The 25,935-nt window shown below is 64.1% G+C and carries 19 protein-coding genes; 14 read left to right on the top strand and 5 right to left on the bottom strand.

The genetic code is table 11. The annotated features are described in order from the left end of the window. Positions 1-61 precede the first annotated feature (61 nt). The 4 genes from recC to H567_RS0110445 all read left to right on the top strand — a co-directional run bounded on the left by recC (position 62) and on the right by H567_RS0110445 (position 9,696). Positions 62-3,409 (top strand): exodeoxyribonuclease V subunit gamma, encoded by a 3,348-nt coding sequence (recC, locus tag H567_RS0110460; protein ID WP_161626601.1) that lies wholly within the window; start codon positions 62-64, stop codon positions 3,407-3,409. Beyond that, on the top strand, positions 3,406-7,047 hold the full coding sequence (recB, locus tag H567_RS0110455) for an exodeoxyribonuclease V subunit beta (RefSeq protein ID WP_035254069.1): 3,642 nt from the start codon (positions 3,406-3,408) through the stop codon (positions 7,045-7,047). The genes recC and recB overlap by 4 nt, the downstream gene beginning before the upstream one ends. Then, complete coding sequence (gene recD / locus H567_RS0110450; protein WP_084517134.1) at positions 7,044-8,918, top strand: exodeoxyribonuclease V subunit alpha; 1,875 nt, start codon at positions 7,044-7,046, stop codon at positions 8,916-8,918. The genes recB and recD overlap by 4 nt, the downstream gene beginning before the upstream one ends. Before the next feature lie 340 nt (positions 8,919-9,258). Continuing rightward, positions 9,259-9,696, top strand: coding sequence for a DUF5661 family protein (locus tag H567_RS0110445; protein ID WP_028321361.1), 438 nt, complete (start codon positions 9,259-9,261; stop codon positions 9,694-9,696). 227 nt (positions 9,697-9,923) lie between these two features. Here the strand turns inward: H567_RS0110445 and H567_RS0110440 are convergent, their stop codons facing one another. From H567_RS0110440 to H567_RS0110425, 4 genes are all read right to left on the bottom strand, one after another. Next, positions 9,924-10,583, bottom strand: coding sequence for a 2Fe-2S iron-sulfur cluster-binding protein (locus H567_RS0110440; RefSeq protein WP_028321360.1), 660 nt, complete (start codon positions 10,581-10,583; stop codon positions 9,924-9,926). 338 nt (positions 10,584-10,921) lie between these two features. Further along, on the bottom strand, positions 10,922-12,814 hold the full coding sequence (locus tag H567_RS24285; protein ID WP_051184729.1) for an NADH-ubiquinone oxidoreductase-F iron-sulfur binding region domain-containing protein: 1,893 nt from the start codon (positions 12,812-12,814) through the stop codon (positions 10,922-10,924). 16 nt (positions 12,815-12,830) lie between these two features. Beyond that, positions 12,831-13,379 carry an NADH-quinone oxidoreductase subunit NuoE gene (gene nuoE, locus H567_RS0110430; protein WP_028321359.1) on the bottom strand — a complete coding sequence of 183 codons (549 nt, stop codon included), beginning with the start codon at positions 13,377-13,379 and terminating at the stop codon, positions 12,831-12,833. A gap of 381 nt (positions 13,380-13,760) precedes the next feature. Next, positions 13,761-14,228 carry a Crp/Fnr family transcriptional regulator gene (locus H567_RS0110425; protein ID WP_028321358.1) on the bottom strand — a complete coding sequence of 156 codons (468 nt, stop codon included), beginning with the start codon at positions 14,226-14,228 and terminating at the stop codon, positions 13,761-13,763. A gap of 549 nt (positions 14,229-14,777) precedes the next feature. Between H567_RS0110425 and H567_RS0110420 the strand changes: the two genes are divergently transcribed. From H567_RS0110420 to H567_RS0110370, 9 genes are all read left to right on the top strand, one after another. Beyond that, the gene (locus tag H567_RS0110420; RefSeq protein WP_051184728.1) at positions 14,778-15,485 is read left to right on the top strand and encodes a DUF2238 domain-containing protein; all 708 of its coding nucleotides are present in this window, start codon (positions 14,778-14,780) and stop codon (positions 15,483-15,485) included. Positions 15,486-15,575: 90 nt separating this feature from the next. Further along, entirely contained in the window at positions 15,576-16,421 is an 846-nt protein-coding gene (locus H567_RS0110415) for a menaquinone biosynthetic enzyme MqnA/MqnD family protein (RefSeq protein ID WP_028321356.1), read from the top strand. A 60-nt stretch (positions 16,422-16,481) separates the two neighbouring features. After that, the gene (locus H567_RS24280; protein WP_084517133.1) at positions 16,482-16,868 is read left to right on the top strand and encodes an integration host factor subunit alpha; all 387 of its coding nucleotides are present in this window, start codon (positions 16,482-16,484) and stop codon (positions 16,866-16,868) included. Between the two features lie 112 nt (positions 16,869-16,980). Continuing rightward, the gene (locus H567_RS24275) at positions 16,981-17,250 is read left to right on the top strand and encodes a TIGR04076 family protein (protein ID WP_035254067.1); all 270 of its coding nucleotides are present in this window, start codon (positions 16,981-16,983) and stop codon (positions 17,248-17,250) included. A gap of 153 nt (positions 17,251-17,403) precedes the next feature. Beyond that, positions 17,404-17,727: a transcriptional regulator gene (locus H567_RS0110400; RefSeq protein WP_051184727.1), complete on the top strand. Its 324-nt coding sequence runs from the start codon at positions 17,404-17,406 to the stop codon at positions 17,725-17,727. Positions 17,728-17,811: 84 nt separating this feature from the next. Then, positions 17,812-18,648, top strand: coding sequence for an NUDIX hydrolase (locus tag H567_RS0110395; RefSeq protein ID WP_153306140.1), 837 nt, complete (start codon positions 17,812-17,814; stop codon positions 18,646-18,648). A 356-nt stretch (positions 18,649-19,004) separates the two neighbouring features. Then, on the top strand, positions 19,005-19,832 hold the full coding sequence (locus H567_RS0110385) for a transporter substrate-binding domain-containing protein (protein ID WP_051184711.1): 828 nt from the start codon (positions 19,005-19,007) through the stop codon (positions 19,830-19,832). 1,037 nt (positions 19,833-20,869) lie between these two features. Continuing rightward, a complete protein-coding gene (locus tag H567_RS0110375; protein WP_028321352.1) occupies positions 20,870-22,720 on the top strand; it encodes an SLC13 family permease in 1,851 nt (616 codons plus the stop codon). A gap of 16 nt (positions 22,721-22,736) precedes the next feature. Then, positions 22,737-23,639 carry a response regulator gene (locus H567_RS0110370; RefSeq protein WP_028321351.1) on the top strand — a complete coding sequence of 301 codons (903 nt, stop codon included), beginning with the start codon at positions 22,737-22,739 and terminating at the stop codon, positions 23,637-23,639. Between the two features lie 75 nt (positions 23,640-23,714). On the opposite strand, the gene H567_RS0110365 is transcribed toward H567_RS0110370, so the two are convergent. After that, positions 23,715-24,161, bottom strand: coding sequence for a hypothetical protein (locus tag H567_RS0110365; protein WP_028321350.1), 447 nt, complete (start codon positions 24,159-24,161; stop codon positions 23,715-23,717). Positions 24,162-24,542: 381 nt separating this feature from the next. On the opposite strand from H567_RS0110365, the gene H567_RS0110360 reads away from it, so the two are divergent. Next, positions 24,543-25,844, top strand: a complete 1,302-nt coding sequence (locus tag H567_RS0110360; protein WP_028321349.1) for an acetyl-CoA hydrolase/transferase family protein — start codon at positions 24,543-24,545, stop codon at positions 25,842-25,844. Positions 25,845-25,935 lie beyond the last annotated feature (91 nt).

Raw genomic sequence — 25,935 nt, 5'->3', positions numbered from 1 at the left:
GTTGAAGGATAAAGACGACCGCGGCATCACCGCAGTGCGATCACCATCTGGGAAAGAAACCTTGCAGACCTCAAACCAGCCACGCCCCAGGCTTATCGTCAGCAACCGCCTCGAGGCGCTCGTGGAGCAGCTTGCCGCCGCCCTCGAAGCCCCGCTGTCATCGCCCATGGCCGCAGAGACGATCGTCGTCCAGAGCCAGGGCATGGCGCACTGGTTGTCTATGCAGCTTGCCCGGCGGCTCGGGGTCTGCGCCAACGTGCGCTTTCCGTTCCCGAACGCCTTGGTGGAGGAGCTTTTCCGAAAGGTGATGCCTGCGATCCCGGAATCCTCCCCCTTCGAACCGGGTGTCATGACCTGGAGGATTATGAAGGTTTTAGGCGGATTCGTCAACGCCCCCGGCGCCGATTCGCTGAAGGCGTACCTCGGGCGGGGCGACGATCCGCTCAAGGCGCTGCAGCTGGCGGACCGCATCGCGGACACCTTCGATCAGTATCTGCTCTTCCGCCCGGAGATGATGCTTGCGTGGGAGACGGGAGAGGATGCGCAGTGGCAGGCCGAGCTTTGGCGCCGGATCCGTGCGGATGCGCCGGCCGTGCATCGGGCCGCTCTCGCGAAACGGTTTTTTGAAGCGATCGATGCCCTCCCGGAACGGCCGCCGGGGTTTCCCGAGCGGATCGCGGTCTTCGGGATCTCGGCCCTGCCCCCCTTCCACCTGCACGTTTTGCGGGCGGCCGCGCGCTGGGCCGAACTGAACGTCTTCCTCCTCAACCCGTGCCGCGAATACTGGGGGGATATCGTGAGCGAGCGCGAGGCCGGGCGGCTCTCACGACGCTCGGCCCGGCCGGTGGAAGACCTGCACCTGGAGGGCGGCAACAGCCTCCTCGCCTCTATGGGCACCCTGGGGCGCGACTTCCTGGACCTCCTCCAGGAGCAGGACCTAAAGGAGACAGCCTGCTTCGGGCCGGAGGACCCGGCGACGCTTCTCGGCAGGGTTCAGGGCGATATCCTCGCTCTCCGGGAAGGTTCCGGAGAGGTGGATGCCGCCGGCCGGCCCGTCAAGCGGCAGGTGGCCGCAGAGGATGACTCCATCCGGATCCATGCCTGCCACGGGCCGCTCCGGGAGATGGAGGTGCTGCACGATGTCCTTCTGGATCTCTTCGAGCGCGACCCTGGGCTCGAACCCTCCGACGTCCTCGTCATGGCGCCGGATATCGAGTCCTACGCGCCTTACATCCGCGCCGTCTTCGAGCAGCCGGGCGAGGGGGCGTCGCCGAAGATCCCCTTCAGCATCGCGGATCAGGGCCTGCGGCGGGAGGGGAGGCTGGTGGAGCCCTTCCTCGCGATCCTGGCGCTTGCGGGCGGGCGATTCCCGGCCAGCGAGGTCCTGGAGGTCATCGAGTGTCCCGCGGTCCTGGCGGCTTTCGATCTCGAAGAAGGCGACCTCGGTCCGATCCGCCGCTGGGTCCGGGAGAGCGGCATCCGCTGGGGGATCGACGGGGAGAACCGCCGCGAAAAGGGGCTGCCGCCCTTCCCGGAAAACACCTGGCAATCCGGGCTGGACAGGCTCCTCCTGGGATACGCCATGCCGGGGCACGGCGAACTCCTCTTCGAGGGGATTCTCCCCTACGATGAACTGGAGGGGGCCGAGGCGGCGGTCCTCGGCAGCCTGGCCGAGTTTGTCGACCGCCTTTTCCGGCACGTGAGGGAACTCGTCCGCCCCCGCTCGCTCGAAGACTGGTCGCGGGACCTCGGGCTGCTCCTGGACGACCTTTTCAGTCCGGGCCCGGACGACGAGGCGGAGATGCTCGTTATCCGGGGGGCGCTCCAGCGCTTCTTGGCGGAGGCGGAGTGTGCCGGTTACGGGGATGCGGTCGATGTCCGCACCATCCGCTGGGTTCTGGCGCGCAGCTTCGGCCGTCAGGGCTTCGGCTACGGGTTCATGAACGGCGGGGTGACCTTCTGCGCCATGCTCCCTATGCGGAGCGTTCCCTTCAAGGTGATCTGCATGGCGGGCCTGAACCACGACGCCTTTCCCAGGTCGGTGCGTCCGCCGGGCTTCGACCTCATGGCCGCCCGGCCGCGGCGGGGGGACCGCTCCCGCCGCAACGACGACCGCTACCTTTTCCTCGAGACCCTGATCTCCGCCCGGCGGAACCTGATCCTGACCTACGTGGGGCGGAGCGCGCAGGACAACAGCCCCATCCCGCCGTCGGTACTGGTCATGGAACTGCTGGACTACCTGGAGACGCATTTCGAAGCATCGCCGGGGCAGCCGCCGCGCGGCCGCGAGCCGGCCCAGCCCGGAAAGAAGGAAGGGGCGGGGGCGGCCGGCATGACTGAAACCTGTCTCAATGTCCACCATCTGCAGGCCTTTCACCCCGAGTACTTCACGGGCGGCGCCAGACTTTTCAGCTACGGAGTGGTTCAGGCCGCGGCCGCCCGGAGGCTTCAGGGGGAGCGTCGCCCGCCTGGCCCCTTCATCGCCGGACCGCTCCCCGAGGAGGCCGGCGAGGAGGCGCGGGAGCTGACCATCGAGGACCTGAAATCCTTCGTCGTGAATCCGGCCCGGTTCCTTCTGCAGAGCAGGCTCCAACTGGTGCTGGAGGAGGCGGAGGGCCGGCTGGAGGACCGGGAGCTTTTCGAACTGGAAGGGCTCGAGCGCTACAACCTGCGGGTGGAACTTCTTTCGGCCCGTGAGGCCGGCAGGGATGCGGGACGCGTCTATGCGGCCGCCCGCGCGGCCGGCCGGCTTCCGCACGGGCCGATGGGAAGGGCCTTCTTCGACGCGGTCGACATGGAGGCGGAGGTCTTCTGGGAAAAGACCGCCCCCTATCTGGCTGACGGCCCTTCCTCCCCACTGGAAGTGGATCTTTCCCTCGGCGGCCTCAGGCTCACGGGGCGGCTTACAGCCGTTTACTCCGGGGGGCTCGTGCATTACCGGCCCGCCCGACTGAAGGCCCGCGACCGTCTCCGGCTGTGGATCGAACACCTGGCGGCGTTCAGCCTCGGTGAAGCGGGCCTGCCCGGGCGGAGCGTCCTGGCCGCGCTCGAAAAGAGCGGCAAGGCCCTGGCATGGGCCGGCCGGGCCTACACCCCACCCAAGGATGCGGCGGGTCTGCTGGCGAGGCTTTTGGTCTGTCACCGGCGCGGCCTGGAGCACCCTCTGCCGTTTTTCCCGGAATCGTCCATGGCCTTTGCCGAGGGGGTCTTGAAAAAGGGCGAGCGGCGCGAGGCGGCCCTCAAACGCGCCCGGCGGCAGTGGGAGGAGGACGCCTTTTCGAAGGGGGAGTGCACCGACCCCTATTTCGACCTGTGCTTCGGCGGAGGCGACCCCCTGGACAAGGCCTTTCAGGATCTGGCCCTGGACCTCTGCGGGCCGCTGCTCGAGCATGAGGAGAAGCTTTCATGAGCGCTGCACCCCTGTTCGATCTCGCGCACAGCCCCCTCGACGGCGTCAACCTGATCGAGGCGAGCGCCGGCACGGGGAAGACTTACGCGATCACGGGCCTCTTTCTCCGCCTGCTGCTCGAAAAGGGGCTCCCGGTGAGCGATATCCTGGTCGTGACCTTTACCGAGGCGGCCACGGCGGAGCTCAAAGACCGCATCCGGCGGCGGCTCCGTGAGGCTGAGGCGTGGCTTGCCGGGGAGGGGGGAGACGACCCGTTCCTCGAGGCGCTCTTTGCAGACGCCGCCCGCCCAGAGGATCTGCGCCGGCGCCTGCGCCTCGCGGTGACAGGCTTCGACGAGGCGGCGATCTTTACCATCCACGGATTCTGCCAGCGGATGCTGTATGAAAAGGCCTTCGAAAGCGGCGTCCTTTTCGACACGGAATTGAGACCCGACCTGACGACCCTCAACCGCGAGGGGGTCGAGGATTTCTGGCGGCGCCATTTCTACGCGGCCCACCCCTTCTTCGTGCAGTACCTCATCGAGGAGGGAGTGGAGGTAAAGACCTTCCTGGAACTGCTTCAAAAGCGCATGGTGCATCCGGGCCTCCGCATCCTTCCCGACGCACCGGAGGTGGAGGCCCGCTTCGCGGCGGCACTGGGGCGCGCCGAAGCGCTGAGGGCGCAGCTCGAGGAGCTCTGGAGGCGGGCCGAAGGGGATGTTCGCGAGATCCTCCAGACGGGCGACCGCCTGATGCGCAACCGGTACAACCCGGAGAAGGTCCCCGGCTGGTGCGCGGCGTTCGGCCGAAGCCTGGCCAAAGGCGTGAACGGTTTGCTGCGCTCGGAGGAGCTCCGGCGCTTCAGCGCCGAGACCATCCAGACGGCCCTCAAAAAGGGGAAGACCGCGCCCGATCACCCCTTCTTCGATCTGTGCGCGGAGGCGGAAACGGCGCGCCTGGAACTGAGGGAGACCTGCGAACAGATGCTGCTCGGCTTCAAGCGGCGCCTGTTCGACGAGGTCCCGCAGACGATCGCGGCGTTCAAACGGGAGCTGAACATCCAGTCGTTCGACGATCTTCTCCTCAGGGTTTACCACGCACTCCATTCGAGCGCCGGCCCGGCGCTCACCACAGGTGTGCGGGCCCGCTTCAAAGCCGCCCTGATCGACGAGTTCCAGGACACCGATCCGATCCAGTACGGGATCTTCGACGCCGTCTTCGGGGGAGGGAACGCCGTCCTCTTCCTCATCGGGGACCCGAAGCAGGCCATTTACGGCTTCCGGGGTGCGGATGTCTTCGCCTACATGCAGGCCGCCAGGGAGGCCGGGAGGCGCTACACCCTCGGCGAGAACTGGCGGAGCGAGCCCGATCTCGTCAGGGCCGTGAATACCTTCTTCGAGGCCTCGCCGGAGCCCTTTCTCTTTGAGGAGATTCCGTTTCAGCCGGTTGCGCCGGCGGCGGCGAAGGTGCACGAAGGGCTCAGGCTGGAGGCCCCGGAAGGGGAGCGGGCGCCTTTTCAGCTCTGGTTCATGGAGCCTCCCGGCGGCGGGTGGCAGTGGCCCAAGGGGGAGGGGAGGGAGGCCGTTCAGGAGGCGGTGACGGCCGGGATCGTCCGGCTGCTGCAGCTTGGAAGGGAAGGCCGGGCCGCGATCGGCAGCCGGTCGTTGCAGGAAAAGGACATCGCCGTGCTGGTGCGCCGCAATATCGAGGCGCGGCGGCTGCAGGAGCGGCTGCGCGAGGCCGGGGTCCAGAGCGTACTCTACAGCACCGGTAACCTCTTCGACGCCCCGGAGGCCCTCGAGATGGAGCGGATCCTCGCGGCCTGCCTCGAGCCTGAAAACGAACGGCTGCTGAAGGCCGCCCTCGTCACCCGGGCGCTGGGAGTGCGCGGCGACGAGCTCTATGCCCGCCGCGAGGACGAGGTCTGGTGGGAGGCGGTGCTCGGGCGCTTCCGGACCTTGCACGAGATCTGGCGTGGCCGCGGTCTTCTGACCATGTTCAGGCATCTCCTTTTGGAGGGCAGGGGGCTGGAGCGGCTTGCGGCGTTGCCGGACGGCGAGCGGCGCTGCACCAACTTTCTGCACCTGGCCGAGGTGCTGCACACAGCGGCCGTCGAAAGGCGGCGCAGCATGGAGGGGACCCTCAAGTGGCTTCGCGATCGGCGCGACTCCTCGACCCCCCGGCTGGAAGAGCACCAGCTGCGCCTCGAAAGCGACCGGGATGCGGTCACCCTGATTACGGTGCACCGCGCGAAGGGGCTCGAGTGGCCCGTGGTCTTCTGTCCGTTCATGTGGGACGGCACCCGTTCCCCGAAGGAGAAGGAGCCGATCCTCTTCCATGACACGGGGCGCGGCGGGGGCCTGACCCTGGACCTCGGCAGCGATGCCTGGAAGGAGAACCGCCTGCTGGCCGAACGGGAGGATCTCGCGGAGGGATGCCGGCTGCTCTACGTGGCGCTTACGCGCGCGCGCAACCGCTGCACCTTTGTCTGGGGGCGGTTCAAAGACGGGGACAGATCTGCGCCGGCCTACATTCTTCACAACGCGGGCCTGCCCGGTGAGGACCGAAAGGACGCAAAGGCGAAGGCGGACCCGCCGCCCGAAGACGGCGAGGCCGACAGCTTCCGGGAGGCGCTCGAGGCGCTCACGGGCAGGGCCGGCGGCGCGATCCATCTGGATGACCATCCACCCGCACAGGCGGGCGAGTTGCCGCCGCCGGCCGGGGCCGCTCCCGCGGAGGCTGCTGCACGCCGGGTCAGCAGGCGGGTGGAGCGCGCGTGGGCGCTCACGAGCTTTTCCTCCCTCACGGCGATGTTCGATGAAGGGGAAGGGGGTGCCCGCGACGTCGATTCATCCGCGGAGGGCGGGCCCGATGATATTCCTGCAGAGCCCGAAGAGGCGGGCCCGCCCGAGGGCGGTTTCGCCTTCCCGCGGGGGGCGAGGGCCGGCACCTGCCTGCACGCCGTGATGGAGCACCTGGATTTTTCGCCGGCGGCGAGGGATACGCTCGGTCCGCTCGTCCGGGAACAGCTCGCCCTCCATGGCTTCGAACCCGTATGGGAAGAGCCGGTTGCGGCGATGATCCAGCGCGTCCTCGAGGTGCCGTTGGAAGACGGGGAAGCGCCCTTTACCCTTTCGGAGGTCGGGCGGGCGGAGCGGCTGAACGAACTGGGTTTCTATTTTCCGCTCAAACCGGTGAGCCCCCAGCTCCTCCGCACCGTCTTTGCCCGCCACGGGGCGCGGATGCCGTCGAGCCGCTTTCCGGAGGCCCTCGGCCGCCTGACTTTCGCCCCGGTGCAGGGCTTCATGCGGGGGTTCATCGACCTCGTCTTCAAGCGCGCCGGCCGCTACTACCTCGTCGACTGGAAGTCGAACTTCCTGGGCGCCCGGGTGGAAGACTACGGCCCCGACCGGATGCTGCGGGAGATGGAGTCGTCCTTCTACATCCTCCAGTATCACCTCTACGCGGTGGCGCTGAACCGCTATCTCGCGCTGCGCCTGCCCGGCTACCGCTACGAGGCCCATTTCGGCGGGGTCTATTACGTCTTCATGCGTGGTGTGGATCCTTCCCGCGGCGGCCGCTACGGGGTCTTTCGGGACAAACTGTCTTTTGAACTGATCGAAGACCTGACCGTGAACCTGTTGGCAGGTGAACCATGACGGCGCGAGAAAGCTCTTTCTTGATTTCGGACCGGATCGACGACCGCGGCTTGAGCCGCCTCGACCTCCACTTCGCTCGGTTGATGGAGCGGCTGGCGGGTGCGCCCAACCCCACACTCGCCGCCGCCGCGGCGCTGGCAAGCCGCGCCACGCGCGAAGGGCATGTCTGCCTGGACCTGCAGCGGCTGCGGGCGGCGGGGCCGGACCCCTTCTCCGAAGCGGGACGGATTCCTGGTTTTGGCTCCCTGGCGGAGGTCGGGGAGCGGCCGGAGCGTCTGCTCGCCGCTGCGGTAGTCGGGCGGGCCGGCGACCGGCGCCCCATGATCCTGGACGAGGCCGGCCGGCTTTACCTGTACCGCTACTGGGCCTATGAAAACGATCTCGTTCAGTGGATCCGCAAACGCTCGGAGAGGCTGATAGAACCCGCCGATACGGGTGCGGTCCGCACAATCCTGAAACGGCTTTTCCCGGGTGAGGGCTGCGCCCCCGACTGGCAGCAGGCCGCGGCCCTGACCGCCCTCCTGAAGCCGTTCTGCATCATCTCCGGGGGGCCCGGGACCGGGAAGACCACGACCGTTGCCCGCATCCTGGCCCTCCTGCTCGAACTCGGACCCCCGGAGGGGCTGCGGATCCGCCTGGCGGCCCCGACGGGCAAGGCCGCGGCGCGCCTCCAGGAGTCGATCGGTGCGGTCTGCGCCGGGCTCGGGCTCGACCCCGCCGTCCGCGAGCGGATCCCGGGAGATGTCTTCACGGTGCACCGCCTGCTCGGGAGCATTGCCGGGTCGCCCTACTTCAGGCACAACGCGGCCCATCCGCTGGCCGCCGACGTGGTGGTGGTGGACGAGGCCTCCATGCTCGACCTGGCCCTCATGAGCAAGCTGACGGCTGCCCTGCCCGAAGAGGCCCGTTTGATCCTCCTCGGCGACAAGGACCAACTCGCCTCGGTCGAGGCCGGTGCGGTCCTCGGCGACATCTGCGATCAGGGCCGCGGGAAGGCGTTTTCCCCCGCCTTCGGGGCGCTGTTCGAAAAGACGCTGGACTTTCCACCGGCCGCGGGCGAAAATAACGGGCCTCTGTGCGATTGCATCATCGAACTCCAGAAGAACTACCGCTTCGACGAGCGCAGCGGCATCGGGGCCGTAAGTACGGCGGTGAAGGAGGGTGCGGGTGGACGGGCCCTGGCCTGCTTCAACCGTTCTCCGGAGCTTGTCCGGCGGCCTGCGCCCCCGGCTGCCCGGCTGATGGAGGCCTTGAAGGAGGCGGTGTTGAGCGGCTACGGCCCCTGCCTCGAAGACCTCTCCGAGGGGGGCCTCTTCGAGCGCTTCGACCGGTTCCGCATCCTGAGTCCGGTGCGCGAGGGTCCTTACGGGGTCGTCCATCTGAACCGGGTCGTTCGTTCGATCCTGGAGCGGGCGGGGTGGGCGGCGCCGGGCGGGGTCTGGTACCCCGGGCGGCCGGTGATGGTGACCCGCAACGACTACCGCCTCAGGCTGTTCAACGGGGACGTGGGGATTACGGTTCCGGACGCGGAGGCGGAAGGCGGCCTCCGCGTGATCTTCCCGGGGGCGCAAGGTGCGGTCAGGCGCTTTCACCCGCTGCGCCTCCCGGCGCACGAGACGGTTTACGCCATGACGGTCCACAAGGCCCAGGGATCCGAATTCGACGAGGTGCTGCTCGTCCTGCCCGACCGGGACAATCCCCTGATGACGCGAGAGTTGATCTACACCGCCCTCACCCGGGCGAGGCGCAGGGTGGCGGTGTTGGGGGACGAGGCCCTGTTTGCGGCCGCCGCCGGCCGCAGGATCGAACGCTCGAGCGGGCTCAGGGACGCCCTCTGGGGTGCGGGAGCCAGTCCGCAAGGGCATGACTGAGCACGCGCAGCGTGTGAAGAAACTGGGACCCATCCCGCAGGGGTGGGACTGAGCACGCGTAGCGTGTGAAGAAATATCCTCATTTCCGGATGGAAACCTGAGGCTTAACGGGAAATCCCTGTCGGATGGACACTCGATAGGGTTGAAGAAGAAACGACGCGTTCTTTTGTTGCAGCGTATGGATGAGCCATTCATTTCTTGCGTCAAATCAATAAGGAGTCGTTTGCATTTTTGTGCCGTTATGAATGGTTTTATATAAAATGCCGTTTCTATGTGTTTTGAGTGCAGAGCTACAGGTTTTGACAGAGAACTAACCATTCTTTCGAGGAGGAGAAACACGATGCAGGTTCCGCAATACGTGACGGTTGACGAGGTGCAGAAGGTCTGCAGGGAATTGAAGTTGAGCGACTGGACGGCCAAGAAGGTGCCGGAGGTGTCTCTGGACGAGGCGAAAGTCATTCTGCAAGGGGTCAATGTGGAAAATATGCCGATCGACCTCGGGGAGTTCCGGGACGGTCTGCAGGTGGAGCTGGAGCACGGCATGCAGTTTGCCGATGCGAACGTGACGAACAACCACCCCGTGTTGACCGGTTTGATCGTCCTGGCGCACCTGAAGGAGTCCCTCGACTACTACAAGCTGCTCGAAGTGGCCGAGCTCGAGGGCGACCTGGTGAAGGCCGTGGCTGCCGGGAATCTGGAAAAGGTGCAAAAGTACTACAAAAGGCTTGCCGAGGCCCGCATCGCCCTCAGCGAAGCGGAGCTGAAGCGCCTCGGCTGAGGTCCGCAGGCCACCCGTACACGAGCTGCAGCGGGATTTGCGGTGACCTGGACGATAGGCTTCGATCCGCTGCGGTTTTCCGCCCGCCGGAGACTGTGGGGCAGGGTCTTTCACGCCTGTCAAGGCTTGCCGCAGGAGACGAATTTCAACGCCCCGGCCGGAGAGGCTTTCGAGGCCTGGTCTGAGGCCTCGCGCCCCGGCCGGGTTCTGTCTTCAATACGCGCCTTTCAGGGCTCCGGAGCATTTTCCCCTGCGCTGTGCAGGCGGATGGCGCTTACGGGGCAGGCCGCGGCGCAGGCCGGCTCCTCCCCGCATGCAAGCGCCGTTCTCTCCAGATCTCCAAAAAAGCTGATGACGGTCTCGAACCCGCGCTTGGCAAAGGTCAGAAGCGGCTGCCCCGTCTTGCGCCTGCAGGCATCGAGGCATTTGCCGCAGAGGATGCAGCGGTTCGGGTAGTAATCGAGCAGAGGATGCTCGCGAATGACCGGGGGGGAGCTGAGGATCTTGTCGAGCTTCTTGGACTTGAGACTTACCTTCAGGAAGCGGGCGATGTCCTGAAGCGGGCAGTGCTTGTTGGAGGGGCAGTGTCCGCAGTCCACGTCGTGGACCGAGAGCAGGAACTGCAGCCCGGCCCGCTGCAGACGACGGACGCGCTCGGTGCCGGTCCGGACCCGCATGCCGTCGCGCACGGTTTCTGTGCAGGATGTGACCGGGCGCCCCATGCCCTCGATCTCCACGAAGCACATCCGGCACGAGGCCCGGGGCCGGCTATGCCCCGGGATGTGGCAGAGGTTCGGGATGAAGACCCCGTTGTCGAGGCAGGCCTCGAGAAGGTTGGCGCCCTCTTCAGCCTGGATTTCCGTATCGTCTACAATGATCGTCACCATGGTTGCAGCCTGTTTTAGTCCTTTCGGAGACCGCCTGAACGGGTGCGGTCCGTTTTCCTGGCGAGGCGCCTCGGAGTCGGCTCCAAAGCGGTAAATATCCTGCTTTGCGTCATGCTTCCTGCGCTGTGTCGGCGCGGCGGAGCGGGCGGCCGGCCGATTGGAGAACGGGCTCGTAAAGAAGCCCGGCAAAAAAAACGGCGGGCCCGTTCAGGCGCTGCAGGCGCGGCGCTCCGCAGCTCGGGGCCCCGGAAACGATGCCGGAGTTCGGCTTTGTGCTGCCCCGGCCGGTCTGGGAGCGGCCGCTTTTCGATGTGCTGACTGCGTCAACTGTAGAACAATCAGCCCTCCGCCGCCTTCGCCGGCCGCTCGATGATCGGGGCCTTTTCGGGCGGCGAGACCTTGCAGACCGCGCTGTACTCGGGCGGGCAGGCCACCATGCATTCCCCGCATTTGACGCAGAGGCTCTGATCGATGCCTTTTTTCCGGTTCAGCGTGGTGAAGATCGCCTCCACCGGGCAGCTGCCCACGCAGGCGTCGCAGCCGCGCGCGCATTTGTCCAGATCGATGTAGAACGCGGTCAACGCCCGGCAGACCATGGCCGGGCAGCGCTTTTCATAGACGTGCGCCTCGTACTCCTCCCTGAAATACCGCAGGGAGGTGAGGATCGGGTTCGGGGCCGTCCGGCCGAGGGCGCAGAGCGAGCCGCCCTGGATGTCGCGGCTGAGCTCGTCGAGCAGGTCCAGGTCGCCCTCGCGGGCCTCCCCTTTGGTGATGCGCTCCAGGATGTCCAGGAGATGGCGTGTCCCGATGCGGCAGAAGGTGCACTTGCCGCAGGACTCCTTCTGGGTGAAGTCCAGGAAGTAGCGGGCGACGTCGACCATGCAGGTGTCTTCGTCCATGACCACCATGCCCCCGGAGCCCATCATGGCCCCCGCCTGCGAGAGCGAATCGAAGTCGATGGGCGTGTCCAGAAACTCCGCCGGGAGGCAGCCGCCCGACGGGCCGCCGATCTGCACGGCCTTGAAGCGCTTTTTCTTCGGGATCCCCCCGCAGACCTCGAAGATGAGGGAGCGGAGCGTGACCCCCATCGGGATCTCGACGAGCCCCGGGTGGGTGACGTTCCCCACGACGGAGAAGATCGCCGTGCCCGGGCTCTTCCCGGTGCCGATGGTGCGGTACCACTCCGCACCGCCCTGCAGGATCCGGGGAATGGAGGCGAGGGTCTTCACGTTGTTGATGACGGTCGGCAGCCCCCACAGGCCCTTTTCGACCGGGTAGGGCGGACGGTGCTGCGGCATCCCGCGGCGGCCTTCGATCGATTGGATCAGGGCGGTCTCCTCGCCGCAGACGAAGGCCCCCGAGCCCTGAAAGACCGAGACGTCCAGGTCGACGCCGGACCCCAGGATGTCCTTCCCGAGCAGGCGCCATCTGACGGCCTGCTCGATCGCCCGTGTGACGGTCTTGACCGCGAGCGGGTATTCCGCGCGCACGTAGACGACCGCTTCCTTCGCCCCCACCGCATAGGCGCAGAGGGCGAGCCCCTCGAGCACCTGGTGGGGGTTGCTCTCGAGGATCGTCCGGTCCATGTAGGCGCCGGGATCGCCCTCATCGGCGTTGCAGATGACCGTTTTGCCCGCGCTTTCGGCCCCGGCGGCCAGGGCCCATTTCCGCCCCGTGGGGAAGCCCGCGCCGCCGCGGCCCCGCAGGCCGGCATCGCTCACTTCGGCGACGACCCCCTGCGGCTGGCCCTGCAGCGCCTTGGCAAGCGCTGCATAACCGCCCCGTGCGATGTAGGCCTCGATGCGCTCCGGGTCGATGTCGCCGCACAGATCCAGGACGACGCGCTCCTCCCGGTTGAAGCGCGGGAAGTCGCCCACCGCCGGGATCATGTCATTGGCTTCCATGGCCCCGAGCATGTACTCGAAGAGCGGGTCGCCGTCCTCGAGGAAGGATCTCACGAGCATCCGGGCCTTGCCCGGCGTGACCTGGTGGTAGAGGATCGGGGGAAAGCCCGGGTTGTGCACGATGACGACCGGTTCGGCATAGCAGTGGCCGATGCAGCCGACGCTCTTGATGCGGGCCTCGATGCCCCGTTCCTGGAGCGTCTCTTCGAATCCCTTTTTGGTTTCGAGGGCGCCGGCCGCCAGACCGCAGGTCGCCATGCCGATCACGATCGTGGGAAGGGCGGTTTCGGACTCCGCTGCGATCTGCGCCTCGGCTTTTTCCCGCATGGCCGTGAAAAGCGTATCAATCTGTTCCCTGTCGCTCACCCGATGCTTCCTTTCGTCGCTCGCGTTCTGCCTTTTCCTTGGCCAACTGGAATCCCAGGACCAACCCCTCCACCTTGCTCGGGGCCACATGACCGTGGACGGTCTCGTTGACGAGCGCCACCGGGGCCAGTGCACAGCACCCGACGCAGGCGACCCGCTCGATGCTGAACTCCCGGTCGAGGGTTGTTTCACCGTCCTTGATGCCCAGTTTACGTTCGAAGTTCTCGAGGATGATATCCCCGCCCTTCACGTGGCAGGCGGTTCCAAGGCACACTTTGATCTGGTTCCGGCCCGGCGGATTGAACCGGAACTGGTTGTAGAAGGTCGCCACCCCGTAAACCTCGCAGGGGGAAAGCTCCAGGTGCCCGGCCACGAGCCGGATCGCGTCCTCTGAGAGGTACTTGTGGCGCTGCTGGATCGTTTGGAGCAGTGGAATGAGATGCCGGCGTTCTTTGGAATACCCAGCGAGGAAGGAGGTGATGTCCTCGACCATCTCCCTTTCCTCGGCCTCGATCGTATCAGCCATGGATCTGCCTCTTGAGTGCGGCGAAGGGCGCCTGGGATTGCGTGTCCTTCGGAATGGATTTTCCGGTATAAAGCCGTCTCCAATCGGGGAATGAGGAATTTCTCTTCACACGCTTCGCGTGCTCAGTCCCATCTCTGCGGGGCGGGTCCCGGTATCTTCACACGCTTCGCGTGCCCAGTCCCGCTCCTGCGGGCCGGTTCGCGGTCTCTTCACACCATGGGAGTGCCAAGTCCGGGCGCTTCGCGGCAGGTCCCGGTTTTTCCAGCATCGAGGAAAGCAAGCTTTTGCGGGGAGGCAACCTGTAGTGCATCTCCCCGCAAAAGCAAACGGGCAGATCGACACCGGGATTGGCACAAAAGACCGTTTCCGGGTGGAGACTCCTTAGATCTTTTCCATTGCGCCATAGGCCGAGCGGATCCTGTCCCGGAGGATGACGCAGAGCTTTTCGAGCAGGTCGAAGCCGAGTTCGCGTTTGTCGACCATCATCCGGCGCAGGTCTTTGCCGTTCATAACCAGGACCCGGGTCGGCTTCTGGCAGACGGCGCTGGCCATGAGGTTGTGGGGCTGGTCGAGCAGCGTCGACCAGCAGCCGAAGACCCGGCCCGAGCCGAGAAGACCGATGGCGACATGGCCCTTCTGGTGCCCGAGGTCCACCGACCGCTGCAGCAGAACATGGCCATCGAGCACGATATACAGGTGTTGACCCAGGTCGCCCTGCCGGAAGACGGGCTCGCCTGCCCGGAACGGTTTGACTTCGCACAGGGTCGCCAGTTGACGGATGTCCTCCGCGGCGAGATCACAGAACAACTCGCAGTTGGACAGGGCTTCTTCGATTTCCTGACGGTTCATGGTCGCCCTCCTTTGAAATCCTGTGGGCGTTGCAGGGCGGGCACCCCGCCGAGAGGGGCCCGCTGAAACAAAAGATGACGCATCCCGGAGAGTTTCCGGACCGGAAACGGAAAAGCCGCTTCACCGCCTGGTGCCGCTTCGTCCCCGCGGACCGAAGGTGGCCGCGGGCAGCAGGAAGCCGGCTGAGGGTGCGCGGGACAGACAGGCCACGACTGCACACGCCGGCCTGCTGCCCGCTCCGGCGGGTGCGCCCATGGGTCGTTTACGGGCAAAACCTGGCTTATTTATAGCACGATTGCGTGAAATGTGAAGGGAAAACGCCGGCGGAACCGTCGAAACGATCCGGGCCGCGGGGGCTTTTATTCTTTTCTGGGTGATAGCGCTTTTCAGGATCTTGTGCTATAAAGCGGGTCGGACGAACCGATGCGGGATGGGCGGGTGATTGGACCGGCCGGCGGCAGAGGGCTCTTTTGCGGCCGATTTTTTAGGATGGAGCGTGATGTGCGCCGGGCTTCGGAGCCCCGGGCGTTTTGTGGCTGGAGGCTTTCGATGGGTTTGGATCCGCGCGGCAGAAGAAAAACGGCCTCCCGGAACGAGCGGGCGGGCCAGCCGAACCGTGAACCGCTCGTGCTCGCAGCGGTCACGCTCGGGGCGCTGATCGTTTCGGGTATTCGCCCATTTGACTGGGGGACCTGGATCCTCGAGGTGCTCCCGGTCCTTCTCGGCGGGGCGATTCTGATCGCCACCTATGATTCGTTCAGGTTGAGTACGTTTGTCTACCGCCTGTTGACGCTGCATGCGCTGATACTGATTCTCGGCGGCCATTATACGTATGCGAGGGTTCCATTGGGGTTCTGGGTCCAGGACCTTTTGGAATTGAGCCGCAATCATTACGATCGGCTGGGGCACTTTGCCCAGGGATTCATCCCGGCCATCCTGACGCGGGAGGTCCTCCTTCGCCGCTCGCCATTGAGGCCCGGGAAATGGCTGTTTTTTTTGACATGGTGTGTCTGCCTCGCGTTCAGCGCCTTCTATGAGCTTCTGGAGTGGTGGGCCGCGTTGGCGTTCGGTCAGGGTGCAGAGGCGTTTTTGGGAACGCAGGGAGACGTGTGGGATACCCAGTGGGATATGTTTCTGGCCTTGCTGGGTGCTCTGGCGGCCCTGGCAGGGCTTTCCGGCGCGCACGACCGCGCCCTCCGGAGGATGGGGGCCTTGCCGGCTGCGGGCGGTGCAGCGGCCGCTGCAGGCGCTCCCTGAACTACGCGACATCGGACAGGCGCAGCCGGCTGTTCTTCAACAGCTTGCCGAGCCCCGGCTGCGGGAGGATCATCAACGGGTGCGAGTACCATGACTGAAAGAGTGGAAGCCAGGATCGGGATGGTCAACTTCATCAATACGGCTCCCATCTACGATGTCTGGCAGCGGACCGTCCACCGGCCCGAGTGGCTCATCACGGAGGCGGCGCCTGCGACGCTCAATCGTCTGCTGAGTGGTGGGCAATTGGACGTCGCTTTCGTTTCCTCCCACGAATACGCCGTTCGTCCAGAGTTCTACAAGGTCCTGCCGGGCCTTTCCATCAGTTCGACGGGGCCCGTCGGCAGCGTGTTCCTCTTTGCGGACGTTCTGCCCGGGGAACTGGACGGGCGGTTGGTCTACCTGAGTTCCAAAAGCCAGACCTCTGCGGCCCTCGTCAAGGTGATCCTGGAGGAGTTCCATGGGGTTCATCCGCGCTACCGGACCGGTGACATTCTGGATCTGAGGGGTGAACGGGAACCGGTGGCGGGCGTGATGGCGATTGGTGACGAGGCCTTGCAGCTGGCCGAGGGCGGTACGTCGGGGGTGCGGATCGACCTGGGTGAGGAATGGTACCGGAGAACGGGCCTGCCTTTCGTATTCGCCCTCTGGGTGGTTCGTGAGTCCTTCAGTGCGGAGCACCCGGAGTGCGTGTCGGAGATCCGCTCGGAACTGATGCGCTGCGCGGCGAAGGGCAGGGAGGAACTGGAGGAGATCAGCCGGAGGGTCGCCCCGCGCATCCCCATGTCCTCGGCAGCTTGCCGCCGCTACCTCCAGAAGATCGAATACGATCTGGAAGAGGAGAAGCGGCGGGCGCTCGATTTATTCTTCCATTATCTGATCGAACGCGGCGAGGGGCGGCCCGAGGCCCTTCCCGTGAAGTATTTCGAGGTTGATTGACCGCGTTTGCCATGCAGCCGCAGGCAGCCATGCATTCGAAGAAGCTCGAGGAGGAAGGTCGTGACACTCACCAAATCCGATTTGACAGGGAAGCTGGCGGAGCGGGGATTTACCCGGAAAAAGGCGGCCGTTTTCGTTGACCGTGTGCTTGAGATCGTCAAGTCTACCCTGGCTAAAGGTGAAGACCTCCTGATCTCCGGCTTCGGCAAGTTCGAGGTGAGAGACAAGGGGCCGCGCAAGGGCCGGAATCCGGCGACCGGAAATGGAATCGAGCTGGAGGCCCGGCGGGTCGTGGTCTTCAGATCTTCGCCGCGTCTCAGGGAAAAGATCAATGGCGACGGCGGAAAGGGCGGTGGACGGCAGGCCGCTGAACAGATCGTTCCAGAGGTCGTCTATGTATGCGATGTCTGCGGAGAGCGGCACTGCATCTGCCGAAAGGAGCGCTGACCCTGCCCAGCAGGGGAGGGCGGCTCGGGCTGGTTTTGATCGGATTCGGAGGGGCCCTCGGGATCCGGTTTTCTGAAACCCGTTTGGTCTATTCGATTTGGAGGCAGACAGCATGGCGGAAAGTCCGGCTTCGATCCAGCCTCTCCAGGCGGAGGTCCTCTCCGTCAAGGGGCATTGCAGTGCGGGGCACAGGCAGGGAGACCGTTTTTCGATAGGCTGCTATGACAGCGGCGGCTTGTGCGGCTTTTTCTACCACGATATCTTCCCTACCTTGAGTGTCATGCAGTTCGGGGGTCGTTATCCCTGGGCATCGGGGGATGAAATGGTGGTGGAATGCCCCGACAGGGAAAACGCCGTGACCTTGCGGATTGTTCGAGGGTGAGAACGGCTTTTGCGGCTGGGTCCCGTCCTTATTGAAGCGCCGGTTCTCCGGAGCTGAAAACCTTACCTTGGCCTGGTCCACCGGAGCGACCGGCCGGCGCCCTGAACGCGCGCGCCTTTGAGCCTCTGCCGGGCAGGGAGGGGGATGCCTTCGATGCAACGGGATGAAGACGCAGGGCGCGGTGCAGAAGAGGTTCCGGAGACTATCCGGCAGAGGATGATCGACCTTCTCTGCGCGGGCGAAATGACTGCGATCGAGATTTCGCAGGAGCTTCACATCGCCGAAAAGGAGGTCTACGCCCACCTGCCGCATGTCGCCAGAAGCGTGGGACGCCTGGGAAAGAGACTCGTCATTCGGGCGTTCCGGTGCCTCAAGTGCGGGTATGTGTTCAAGGACAGACAGCGTTTTACACGCCCCGGCCGCTGCCCCCGCTGCAAGGGGACGCATCTCGAAAGACCCCTCTATGTTGTCGAGTGAATACGCCGAGGCCCGGGAAGGGGCGGGATCGAACAAGGTTTGCTGCGCGCGGCTCCGCCCCCCACGCAGCGCGGCATGTTGCCTATGATGAGGGCGTCCGGAAAGGGGTTGGTCACGCGGCGGTGCATCGAAGAGCGGCTCGAGGCGGCGAATCGAAGGGGGCGGCTTTTTCCTGGAGGGCTCACCAAAGACCTCACCACGTCCGCTGTGCTGTTCACATTGGGGCCGGCCCCGTCCGGGGCCTTCCGAGGCGATCCCAGCCTCATCCTGAACAAACGGTCACAGCGGGTCAGACAGCCCGGGGACCTTTGCTTCCCCGGCGGAAGGACTGCTCCGCGCCTGGACTGCTGGCTTTCGAAGGTGCTGCAGCTGCCGTTCTCACCCCTCACGCGCTGGCCTGGCTGGCCGGTCTGGCGCCGGGAGCGGCCGCGCGAGGCGCGCCGCCTCGCACTGCTTTTGGCCACGGGCCTGAGGGAAAGCTTCGAAGAAATGCGCCTGAACCCGTTTGGGGTGTCATTTTTGGGCCCGCTGCCTTCGCACTCGCTCGAGATCTTTCAGCGGGTCATATACCCGATGGTCGCGTGGGTCGGTTGGCAGAAGCGCTTCCAGCCCAATTGGGAGGTGGAAAAGGTGGTGTGCATTCCCCTTCGACACCTGCTCCAAAGCAGCCGCTACGCTTCTTACCGTGTCGAGATGCAGGGGCTCGAGGCCGCCCGGCCCGGAAAGCTCGTGGAGGATTTTCCCTGCTTCGTTCATCAGGACGGCGGGCAAAGGGAGCTTCTCTGGGGTGCAACCTATCGCATCGTCATGCTTTTTCTCAAGGTGGTGTTCGATTATTCTCCGCCCCCAGAGCGGGTTCTCCCGGTCATCCACGGTGTATTGAAAGGTTCGTACTTTACGGCCCTGCCTTCGCAGGGGTAGGCGCATCAGATGCTTCGGTTCCCTGCTCCAGGGTTTATCCAGGCCTCTGCGCCCCGATCCATCGAGAATGGCCGCTTTTCCTCGGCGCCCTTTGCTACGATCGTGGAACGGCAGGATCGAAGCCGGAGGCGCCGCCGGCAGGGGCTCTGTCGGCCTGGGCGTATGCAGAGGAAAGAGTCGAACGGTGTGCGCCCGAAGAAATCGATCGATGTTGACGGTCGTCTGCAACCTGGCAGCGTTATAACGTCCAAGCCCGGACCGGTTTTCCGATGGCGGGAGGGCACGGGCGAAGGGCTCGATTTGAAGAGGATCTAAGTTTTTCTTGAACGACTGGACGGATTGAAAGGAGAGAGGCGATGAGGGGATTCAAAGTTGTCGTGGTGATGTTGTGCGTTATGGTGTCGGGTGCCTGCGCGCAGTTCAATCAGGGAACGGCCGCTGTTCCGGTGGTGGCGTCGCATCTGGACCGGATCGCCGCACGCGGGGAACTGGTGGTGGGGATGTCCGGGAACCAGCCCCCGTTGAATTTCATCAGCAAGAGCGGTGAGTTGATGGGGCTCGAAGTGGATCTTGCGAAGCAGATGGCGGACGCCATGGGTGTCAATCTGCGCACCCAGAGCATGGCGTTTGCGGATCTGCTCCCTGCGCTCGAATCCGGCAGGGTGGATCTGGTGCTCTCCGGTATGACCATCACTCCGGCGCGCAACATGAAGAGCATGTTCGTCGGGCCTTACTTCCTTTCGGGAAAGGCGATCCTCACCCGGGAGCAGACCTTGGCCGACATCAGGAATCCGTCCGAAATGAACCGTCCGAATTTGAAAATCGTTGCTTTGAGGGGCTCTACGAGCCAGGCGCTCGTCGAGGATGAGATCCCCGATGCGAAGCTCTCGCTCGCCCAGGATTACGACGAGGCGATCCAACAGCTCATCAGGAACGAAGCCGACATCTTCATCGCCGATTATCCGATCTGCATCATCTCGGTCTTCCGCTATCCCGACGAAGGGCTCATCTCGCTGATCACGCCGATGACCTTCGAACCTTTGGGGATCGGACTTCCGGCCGGCGATCCGCTTTATGCGAACTGGGTGGAAAATTTTCTGATGCTGCTGGACGGGAGCGGTGAATTGGAGGAACTCACGAACCATTGGTTCGGAGAGTCGTCCTGGCTGGAAGACCTTCCCTGAGCGCCTTGACCGGCCGTTAGAAAGCGCCCCTCTGCTGCGTAGCGGCCATCCGGTTGCGCTGCGGCGCACCTGGAGGGGCGCCTCTTTCGACGAAGTTTCGCCAGCCTTGCACCCCGCCGCTTTCTGACGGCCTACACTTGGGTTTTTCAACCCGTTGTTAAAGACTATCCTTCTCTTTCCCTGCCCGATGGCCATTCCTTTGCAGATACCGTGGATATGGTTCTCCGCCCCTTCCGGCCCGAGGATCGTTCCTCCGCACTCTCTACGACCGGCAGTGTCATCGCTTTTTTTTACAGCCTGAAAAAAGGTCTGACAGGCCAACCCGGCCGCGCGTCCCGAGGAAGCGCACCCGCCGCGAAAACGGCTGTCCTGACGGGCTTGGCCGCGCCGCTCAGTCGGCGCGGGGCGGCCTTTACCCCCTGGCACGCTAATTGAATCGACCGGGTAGGGCCTTCCAGATGGTCGTTGCCGGGCCGGAAGACCTTTGTCCTCAGAGCGGCGCTATCCGTGGAGAAGGCGCCTCCCGCTGGATGCCCTGTCGTTTCGCACGGGCCGTTTTCCCCCGCGTTTGCAGGGGAGACGAACCGCAGGCCGGAACCCTGGACATCCGAAGAGAGCTGCAAAGGATGCGGAGGTGTTTTTCTTCAGGCGGGAAACCCGTGCGCCGGTTGCTTCAATGCCGATACAGGAGGGATGCGGAGTATATCGCTATCGCGCTGACGGGAATTCATGGATCGTACGGAAGCTTTTCGCCATTTCGAGTCCTAAGAGGCTTCCATCCGGAAATGCATTTTTGCTCATCTCGGCGTCAATCTGCCCGTTTGCTTGTTCGGCGACCTGGAGGCCGCTTGCTCGCAACGGTCTGATTTCCTTGATATGGGCAAAAAACCCTCAATTCCGGATTGGAAATTGGTTGGTACCGGGGAATCATTTCCGCAGATGGACACTCAAAGGTCATTTCCGGGGTCGCGCCGCAGGCGGTCTTCGGGCTCTCCGCGTGGGCGGTCTGAAACCCCTGCGGACAGGAGGAGGAATCTATGACGGAAGATAAAAAGAAGCCTTCGGGCTACGATAAATTCATCAATTGGAAACTGTTCAGTTTGCCTTTGGGGCTGCTGTTGATCATGTTGATCATTCCAACCCCGAAGAGCATGCTGGACGTCGGCGTCGAGTACGCGTTCGGGCCTAAGTATGTGGAGGAGCTGTTCGCCGGGGAGCTTTTCAACCAGAAGCCGGCCGACCTCGAGCAGTGGCAGATCCAGATGGTCCGGATGATGGAGACGAATCTGCAGAAGTCGTCCTTCAGCCAAAAGTCCTTTCTCAGTCGGACAGAGAAGTGGTGCAGAGAGAACGGGGTCTCCACCACGAAGACCCATTTCGATCAGGTCATGCAATTCGCCTCCCAGATAAGCCCGGAGGCGTTCCGCGCCCTTATGGATCGCGGCTACAAGCTGAGGACCGAGGAGTTGACCTTCGATCGGCTCGATGAGAAGGACCAGGCGCAGGCCTTGAAGGCCGGCTTTCACGTGAAAGCCGCGGTGGGGATCGTCCTCTTCGTGGTCTTGTGCTTCGTGACCGAGGCCATGCCGCTCCCCATGGTGTCGCTTTCGATCGGTGTGATCGCCCTCATGACGGGCATCGTCACGCGCAAGAACGTCGCCTCGCTCTACTGGTCGGACGCGACCTGGTTCATCATGGGGAGCCTCATGTTCGCGGCCGCGTTCGTCAAGACCGGTGTGGACAAACGCATCGCCATGATGATGTTCGGCAAGCTCAAAAACCCGGACATCAAGTGGGTGACGCTCATCATCGTGGTGATCATCGCGCCGCTGACCATGTTCATGTCCGACCACGCCCTGGCGGCGATGTTCCTCCCGATCGGCATCATGCTTTATACGACCTCGACGTCCGCGACCGGGAAGGACGACCCGGAGCTTGCCAAAATGCTCATGATCACCATTGCCATGGCCTGCAACCTCGGAGGCTCCCTCGCCCCCTCGGGCGCCGCGCGCAACATCATCATGATGAACTATGCCGAGGACATGTTCGGCCTCTCCATCGGTTTTGGGCAATGGTGCATCTACTGCGTCCCGTTTCTGGTCTTTCTCATGCCCGTCTGCTGGGTGGTGCTGAACTGGCGCTTCAAGCCCGCCGTGACCAACCTGGGCGCGGCCTTTGCGGTCGTCAAGGAGGAGACGGCGAGGGTGGGGGGCGGGAAATGGACGCGTGAGCAGATCATCGCCCTCGTGATCTTTCTTGCCATGCTTTTCTCCTGGATCACGGAGAAAAACCTTCTGCTCCAGTGGACCGGCATCGACTTCGGGATCGGCGTCCTGGCCGTCATGGGCGCGATCGCCTACATCCTGTCGGGGGTAGTCAACTGGCGCGACTTTCAGACCAAGGTCGACTGGGGGGTTGTCTGGCTGTATGCCGGCGCCATCATCTTCGGGCGTGTGCTCGTGGAGACCGGCGGCGCCTACTGGATCGCCCGCACACTGCTGCAGGTGACCGAGCCGCTGGGGGTCACGCACGGGATCGGTCTGCTCCTGACCGGGAATGTCATCACCGCCCTGATCACCCAGATCATGGCCGATGGCCCGGCCTGCGCCGCCGTAGGTCCGGTGACCCTGGCCATGGCCGGCATCGTGCACCCGGGCACCGCCATGATCCCCTTCATGGCGATGGGGACCGCCATCGCCTCGTCCTTCGCCTATTGTCTGGTGATCGGCACGCCGCCCAACGCGATCGTCTATGCCAGCGGGTATCTGGAGGCCAAGGACTTTTTGAGGGTGGGCGTCATCCTGTGGATCACCAACATGATCGGCCTGGCCCTGATGGGCGTTACCTATTGGGCGTGGATGGGATGGCCGGGGTTGAAACCGTTCTGAGAAGGAGGCGGATCCGATGAATCGTGCAATCAAGGTTCTGATGGTGGACGACGAGGATCAGTTCCGCGCCACCACGAAAAAACTGCTGACCCGCAAAGGCTTCGAAACGATCCTGGCCGCATCCGGCGAGGAGGCGATCGAACAGCTGCAGCAAAATCCGGACGTGGTCGTCCTCGATATCAAGATGCCCGGCATGGACGGTCATGCCGCCCTGAAGGAGATCCGGAAGCGCGCCCCCAACCTGCCGGTGATCATGCTGACGGGGCACGGGGCGCTCCCCTCGGCGAAGGAGGCCCGGAAGGAGGGCGCGTTCGACTACCTGACCAAGCCCTGCGACATCGACGTCTTGGCGGCCAAGATCGGGGATGCCGTCCGGTCGGTCGAAAAGGGCGGCCCGCCGGCGGAAAAGACGGTCAAAGACATCATGGTGCCCTTCGAGAACTACACAACGGTGACGACCGAGCAGAGCGTCGGGGAGGCCGTCGAGGCCCTTCGAAAGAGCTACGGCGCCAGCCTGTCCACAAGCCGCATCATGGAGACGGGGCACCGTTCCGTCCTGGTCCTGGACCGGGGGGGCGAGGTTCAGGGGGTCCTCACGATCAAGGATCTTCTGGAGGCGATCATGCCGGCTTATCTGAGTGCGCCGAAGCCTTCGACGGCGGACAGCATTCAGTACTCGCCGATGTTTTGGAAGGGGATGTTCACGATCGAGGTCAAAAAGCTCGTCAAGAAGCGGGTTCAGGAGGTCATGTCCCGGAGGCCCTCGACCATCGATGCGGAGGCGAACCTCATGGAGGCGTCCTACGCGATGGCGGGCATGGGCGAGCGGCGGCTCCTCGTGATGGACGGGAAAAAGGCGGTGGGCGTCGTCCGGGAACAAGACCTGTTCTTCGAGATGGAGCGGATTCAGCGCTCTTGAGAGCGGGCTGCGCGGACGCCGTCTGGTATGCTGAAGGCCGCGGGGGGAGTGGATGCGCCGGCATGGGCGAAAAGGTCAAGCCGGCCCGCTCTCCTCCACGGCGCTCTGTGGACCGCGCGCCGCCCACCAGACCGACCAGGCCCCCGAGTAGGTGATCTCCTGCCAGCGGCGCTCCTCTTCGCCGGCCTCGTTTTCCAGGCACAACTCGGCCTTGATCCAGAGAAGCCTGGCGCCTTCGGGCCTCGCGAGGAGGGTGGCGATCCGCTGGGGAAACTCCGTCCCTTCAAGCGACTGACCGGACCCGATCCGGGTCCGCGCTTTGTGGATTTGGACGCCCCGGTCGTAGTCGATCCCGAATGCCCCCAGAAAGGTGCCGATGTCCTCGTCGTCGATGAGGTAGGTCTCCCCGTGCAGATTGAATTCTCTCCAGCCGAGGCGCGGGTCGGAGCCGTCGCGTTGAAGGATGATGCCCGCATCGTGCAGCTCGATCAGATCGGCTTGCTTGTAACTGTCCGTGGTCAATATGTTTTCCTCCTGGCGCCAGGTGGTTGCAGCCGGGCTGGCTGGGGTAGATCATATACCGGAGGGCACTCCCGCGGCAAAAGAAATCGCCTCGCCGGGTCGTTCGGAGGGGCCGGGTGCCGCAGCGCCCGAGGCGGATGCGCACGGGGTGTAGAGCCCTTTAAGCGGCGGCTTGACAGGTCCGCCGCATTCTTTCATACTCAGCGCCGAAAGTCCGCGTGCATGTGCCCCTCTGAGGGAGCCGTGAGTGGCTGCGTGATGTCGGGCCTGGTCTGCACGGGAACTGAGTCAACAGGATGATTCAACGGGACAAGCGCCCGGGCGTAAGATCGGCGGAACGCTCCGCCCTGGCGGAGAGAACGGGGAAAGGACCCGTATTTTATGGTTCGTGAATGGTATGAAAAAAAGCGGGTTACACCGGAGCGAGCAGTGGCGGAGATCGCCGACGGGAGCACCATCGTCCACGGCATGGTCTGCGGGGAGCCGCCGGCCCTGCTCGGGGCGCTGGCCGCACGCCTGCGGGCGGGCGATCTCAAAAAGGTCCGGATCTTCAGCCTGCTTCCCGGAAAGCACGCCTCGGCCACGTATCTGGCGCCGGATTTGAGCGACTGCGTCGATTCTTTCACCTGGTTCGTATCGCCGGCTGACCGGAACCTCGTGCGCGTCGGGTTGAATTATTTCGTTCCCAACGAGTTTCACCAGGTGCCAAGGTTTATCCGGGAGTTCATGGATGTCGACGTGACTCTGACGACCGTTTCCCCGATGGACAAGAACGGCTTTTTCACCTTCGGGGCCGTGAACGACTACATCAGCACCGCCGCTCGCGCCTGCAGGAAGCTGATTGTCGAGGTGAACCCGCTCATGCCGCGGGTCTTCGGCGACTCGCTCCTGCACATTTCGGAGGTGGACGCCCTGATCGAACACGAGGCCCCTATGCTGGAATCGCGGCCCGCCGAGGCGAAGCCGGAGGCCGCTGTCATCGGGCGGCTAGTGGCTGCCGAGGTGCCGGACGGGGCGACGATTCAGGTGGGCTTCGGGGGGATCCCGAACGCGGTCTGCGAGTACCTGCTCGATCGAAAGGATCTGGGGATCCACAGCGAACTGTTCTGCCCCGGGCTGGCCGAACTCATCAAGAAGGGGGTGGCCACCGGTCGGAAAAAGACCTTTCATCCGCGAAAGCATCTTTTCACGAACGTCCTCGGGGACCGGGAGCTTTATGACTTCGTCCATGACAATCCGAGCTGCGAAAGCTATCCGGTCTCCTACATCAACCATCCAGCCAACATCGCACGGCAGGACCAACTCATCTCCATCAATGCCACTATCGAGGTGGATCTGCTGGGGCAATGCAACTCGGAGAGCCTCGATGGGGCGCAGTATTCCGGGACAGGCGGGCAGCTCGATTTCGTGCGCGGCGCCTTCGATTCGAAAGGGGGAAAATCCATCATCGCCTTCTATTCGACGGCACGCGACGGAAAGGTCTCGCGGATCGTGCCCCAATTGCGGGCCGGCGCCGTCGTGACGGTCCCGCGGACAGCCACCCACTACCTAGCCACGGAATACGGCATCGTGAACCTGAAGGGAAAGTCCACCCGCGACAGGGCCCTTGCGATCATCAGCCTCGCGCACCCGAAATTCCGGGACGATCTCCTGCGGGAAGCGGAAAACCAGTATCTTATCTAGATCCACCCGGAAATGGTCTTTTTGGCCAATCTCGGCGTCAATCTGCACGTTTACTTGTGCGGCGACCACCAAGTCGCCTCCGCGCAAACGC

This window comes from Desulfatiglans anilini DSM 4660, from assembly GCF_000422285.1.
GTDB classification, from domain to species: Bacteria; Desulfobacterota; DSM-4660; order Desulfatiglandales; family Desulfatiglandaceae; genus Desulfatiglans; species Desulfatiglans anilini.
Note: the sequence above shows the minus strand (reverse complement) of the source record. Positions and strands in the feature narration are given on the sequence as shown.

Bases quoted from the DNA above. Each gene is read 5' to 3' on its own strand.
- recB (WP_035254069.1), top strand. From the start codon at position 3,406: ATGAGCGCTGCACCCCTGTTCGATCTCGCGCACAGCCCCCTCGACGGC.
- recD (WP_084517134.1), top strand. From the start codon at position 7,044: ATGACGGCGCGAGAAAGCTCTTTCTTGATTTCGGACCGGATCGACGAC.
- H567_RS0110445 (WP_028321361.1), top strand. From the start codon at position 9,259: ATGCAGGTTCCGCAATACGTGACGGTTGACGAGGTGCAGAAGGTCTGC.
- H567_RS0110440 (WP_028321360.1), bottom strand. From the start codon at position 10,583: ATGGTGACGATCATTGTAGACGATACGGAAATCCAGGCTGAAGAGGGC.
- H567_RS24285 (WP_051184729.1), bottom strand. From the start codon at position 12,814: ATGCGGGAAAAAGCCGAGGCGCAGATCGCAGCGGAGTCCGAAACCGCC.
- nuoE (WP_028321359.1), bottom strand. From the start codon at position 13,379: ATGGCTGATACGATCGAGGCCGAGGAAAGGGAGATGGTCGAGGACATC.
- H567_RS0110425 (WP_028321358.1), bottom strand. From the start codon at position 14,228: ATGAACCGTCAGGAAATCGAAGAAGCCCTGTCCAACTGCGAGTTGTTC.
- H567_RS0110420 (WP_051184728.1), top strand. From the start codon at position 14,778: ATGGGTTTGGATCCGCGCGGCAGAAGAAAAACGGCCTCCCGGAACGAG.
- H567_RS0110415 (WP_028321356.1), top strand. From the start codon at position 15,576: ATGACTGAAAGAGTGGAAGCCAGGATCGGGATGGTCAACTTCATCAAT.
- H567_RS24275 (WP_035254067.1), top strand. From the start codon at position 16,981: ATGGCGGAAAGTCCGGCTTCGATCCAGCCTCTCCAGGCGGAGGTCCTC.
- H567_RS0110400 (WP_051184727.1), top strand. From the start codon at position 17,404: ATGCAACGGGATGAAGACGCAGGGCGCGGTGCAGAAGAGGTTCCGGAG.
- H567_RS0110395 (WP_153306140.1), top strand. From the start codon at position 17,812: ATGATGAGGGCGTCCGGAAAGGGGTTGGTCACGCGGCGGTGCATCGAA.
- H567_RS0110385 (WP_051184711.1), top strand. From the start codon at position 19,005: ATGAGGGGATTCAAAGTTGTCGTGGTGATGTTGTGCGTTATGGTGTCG.
- H567_RS0110375 (WP_028321352.1), top strand. From the start codon at position 20,870: ATGACGGAAGATAAAAAGAAGCCTTCGGGCTACGATAAATTCATCAAT.
- H567_RS0110370 (WP_028321351.1), top strand. From the start codon at position 22,737: ATGAATCGTGCAATCAAGGTTCTGATGGTGGACGACGAGGATCAGTTC.
- H567_RS0110360 (WP_028321349.1), top strand. From the start codon at position 24,543: ATGGTTCGTGAATGGTATGAAAAAAAGCGGGTTACACCGGAGCGAGCA.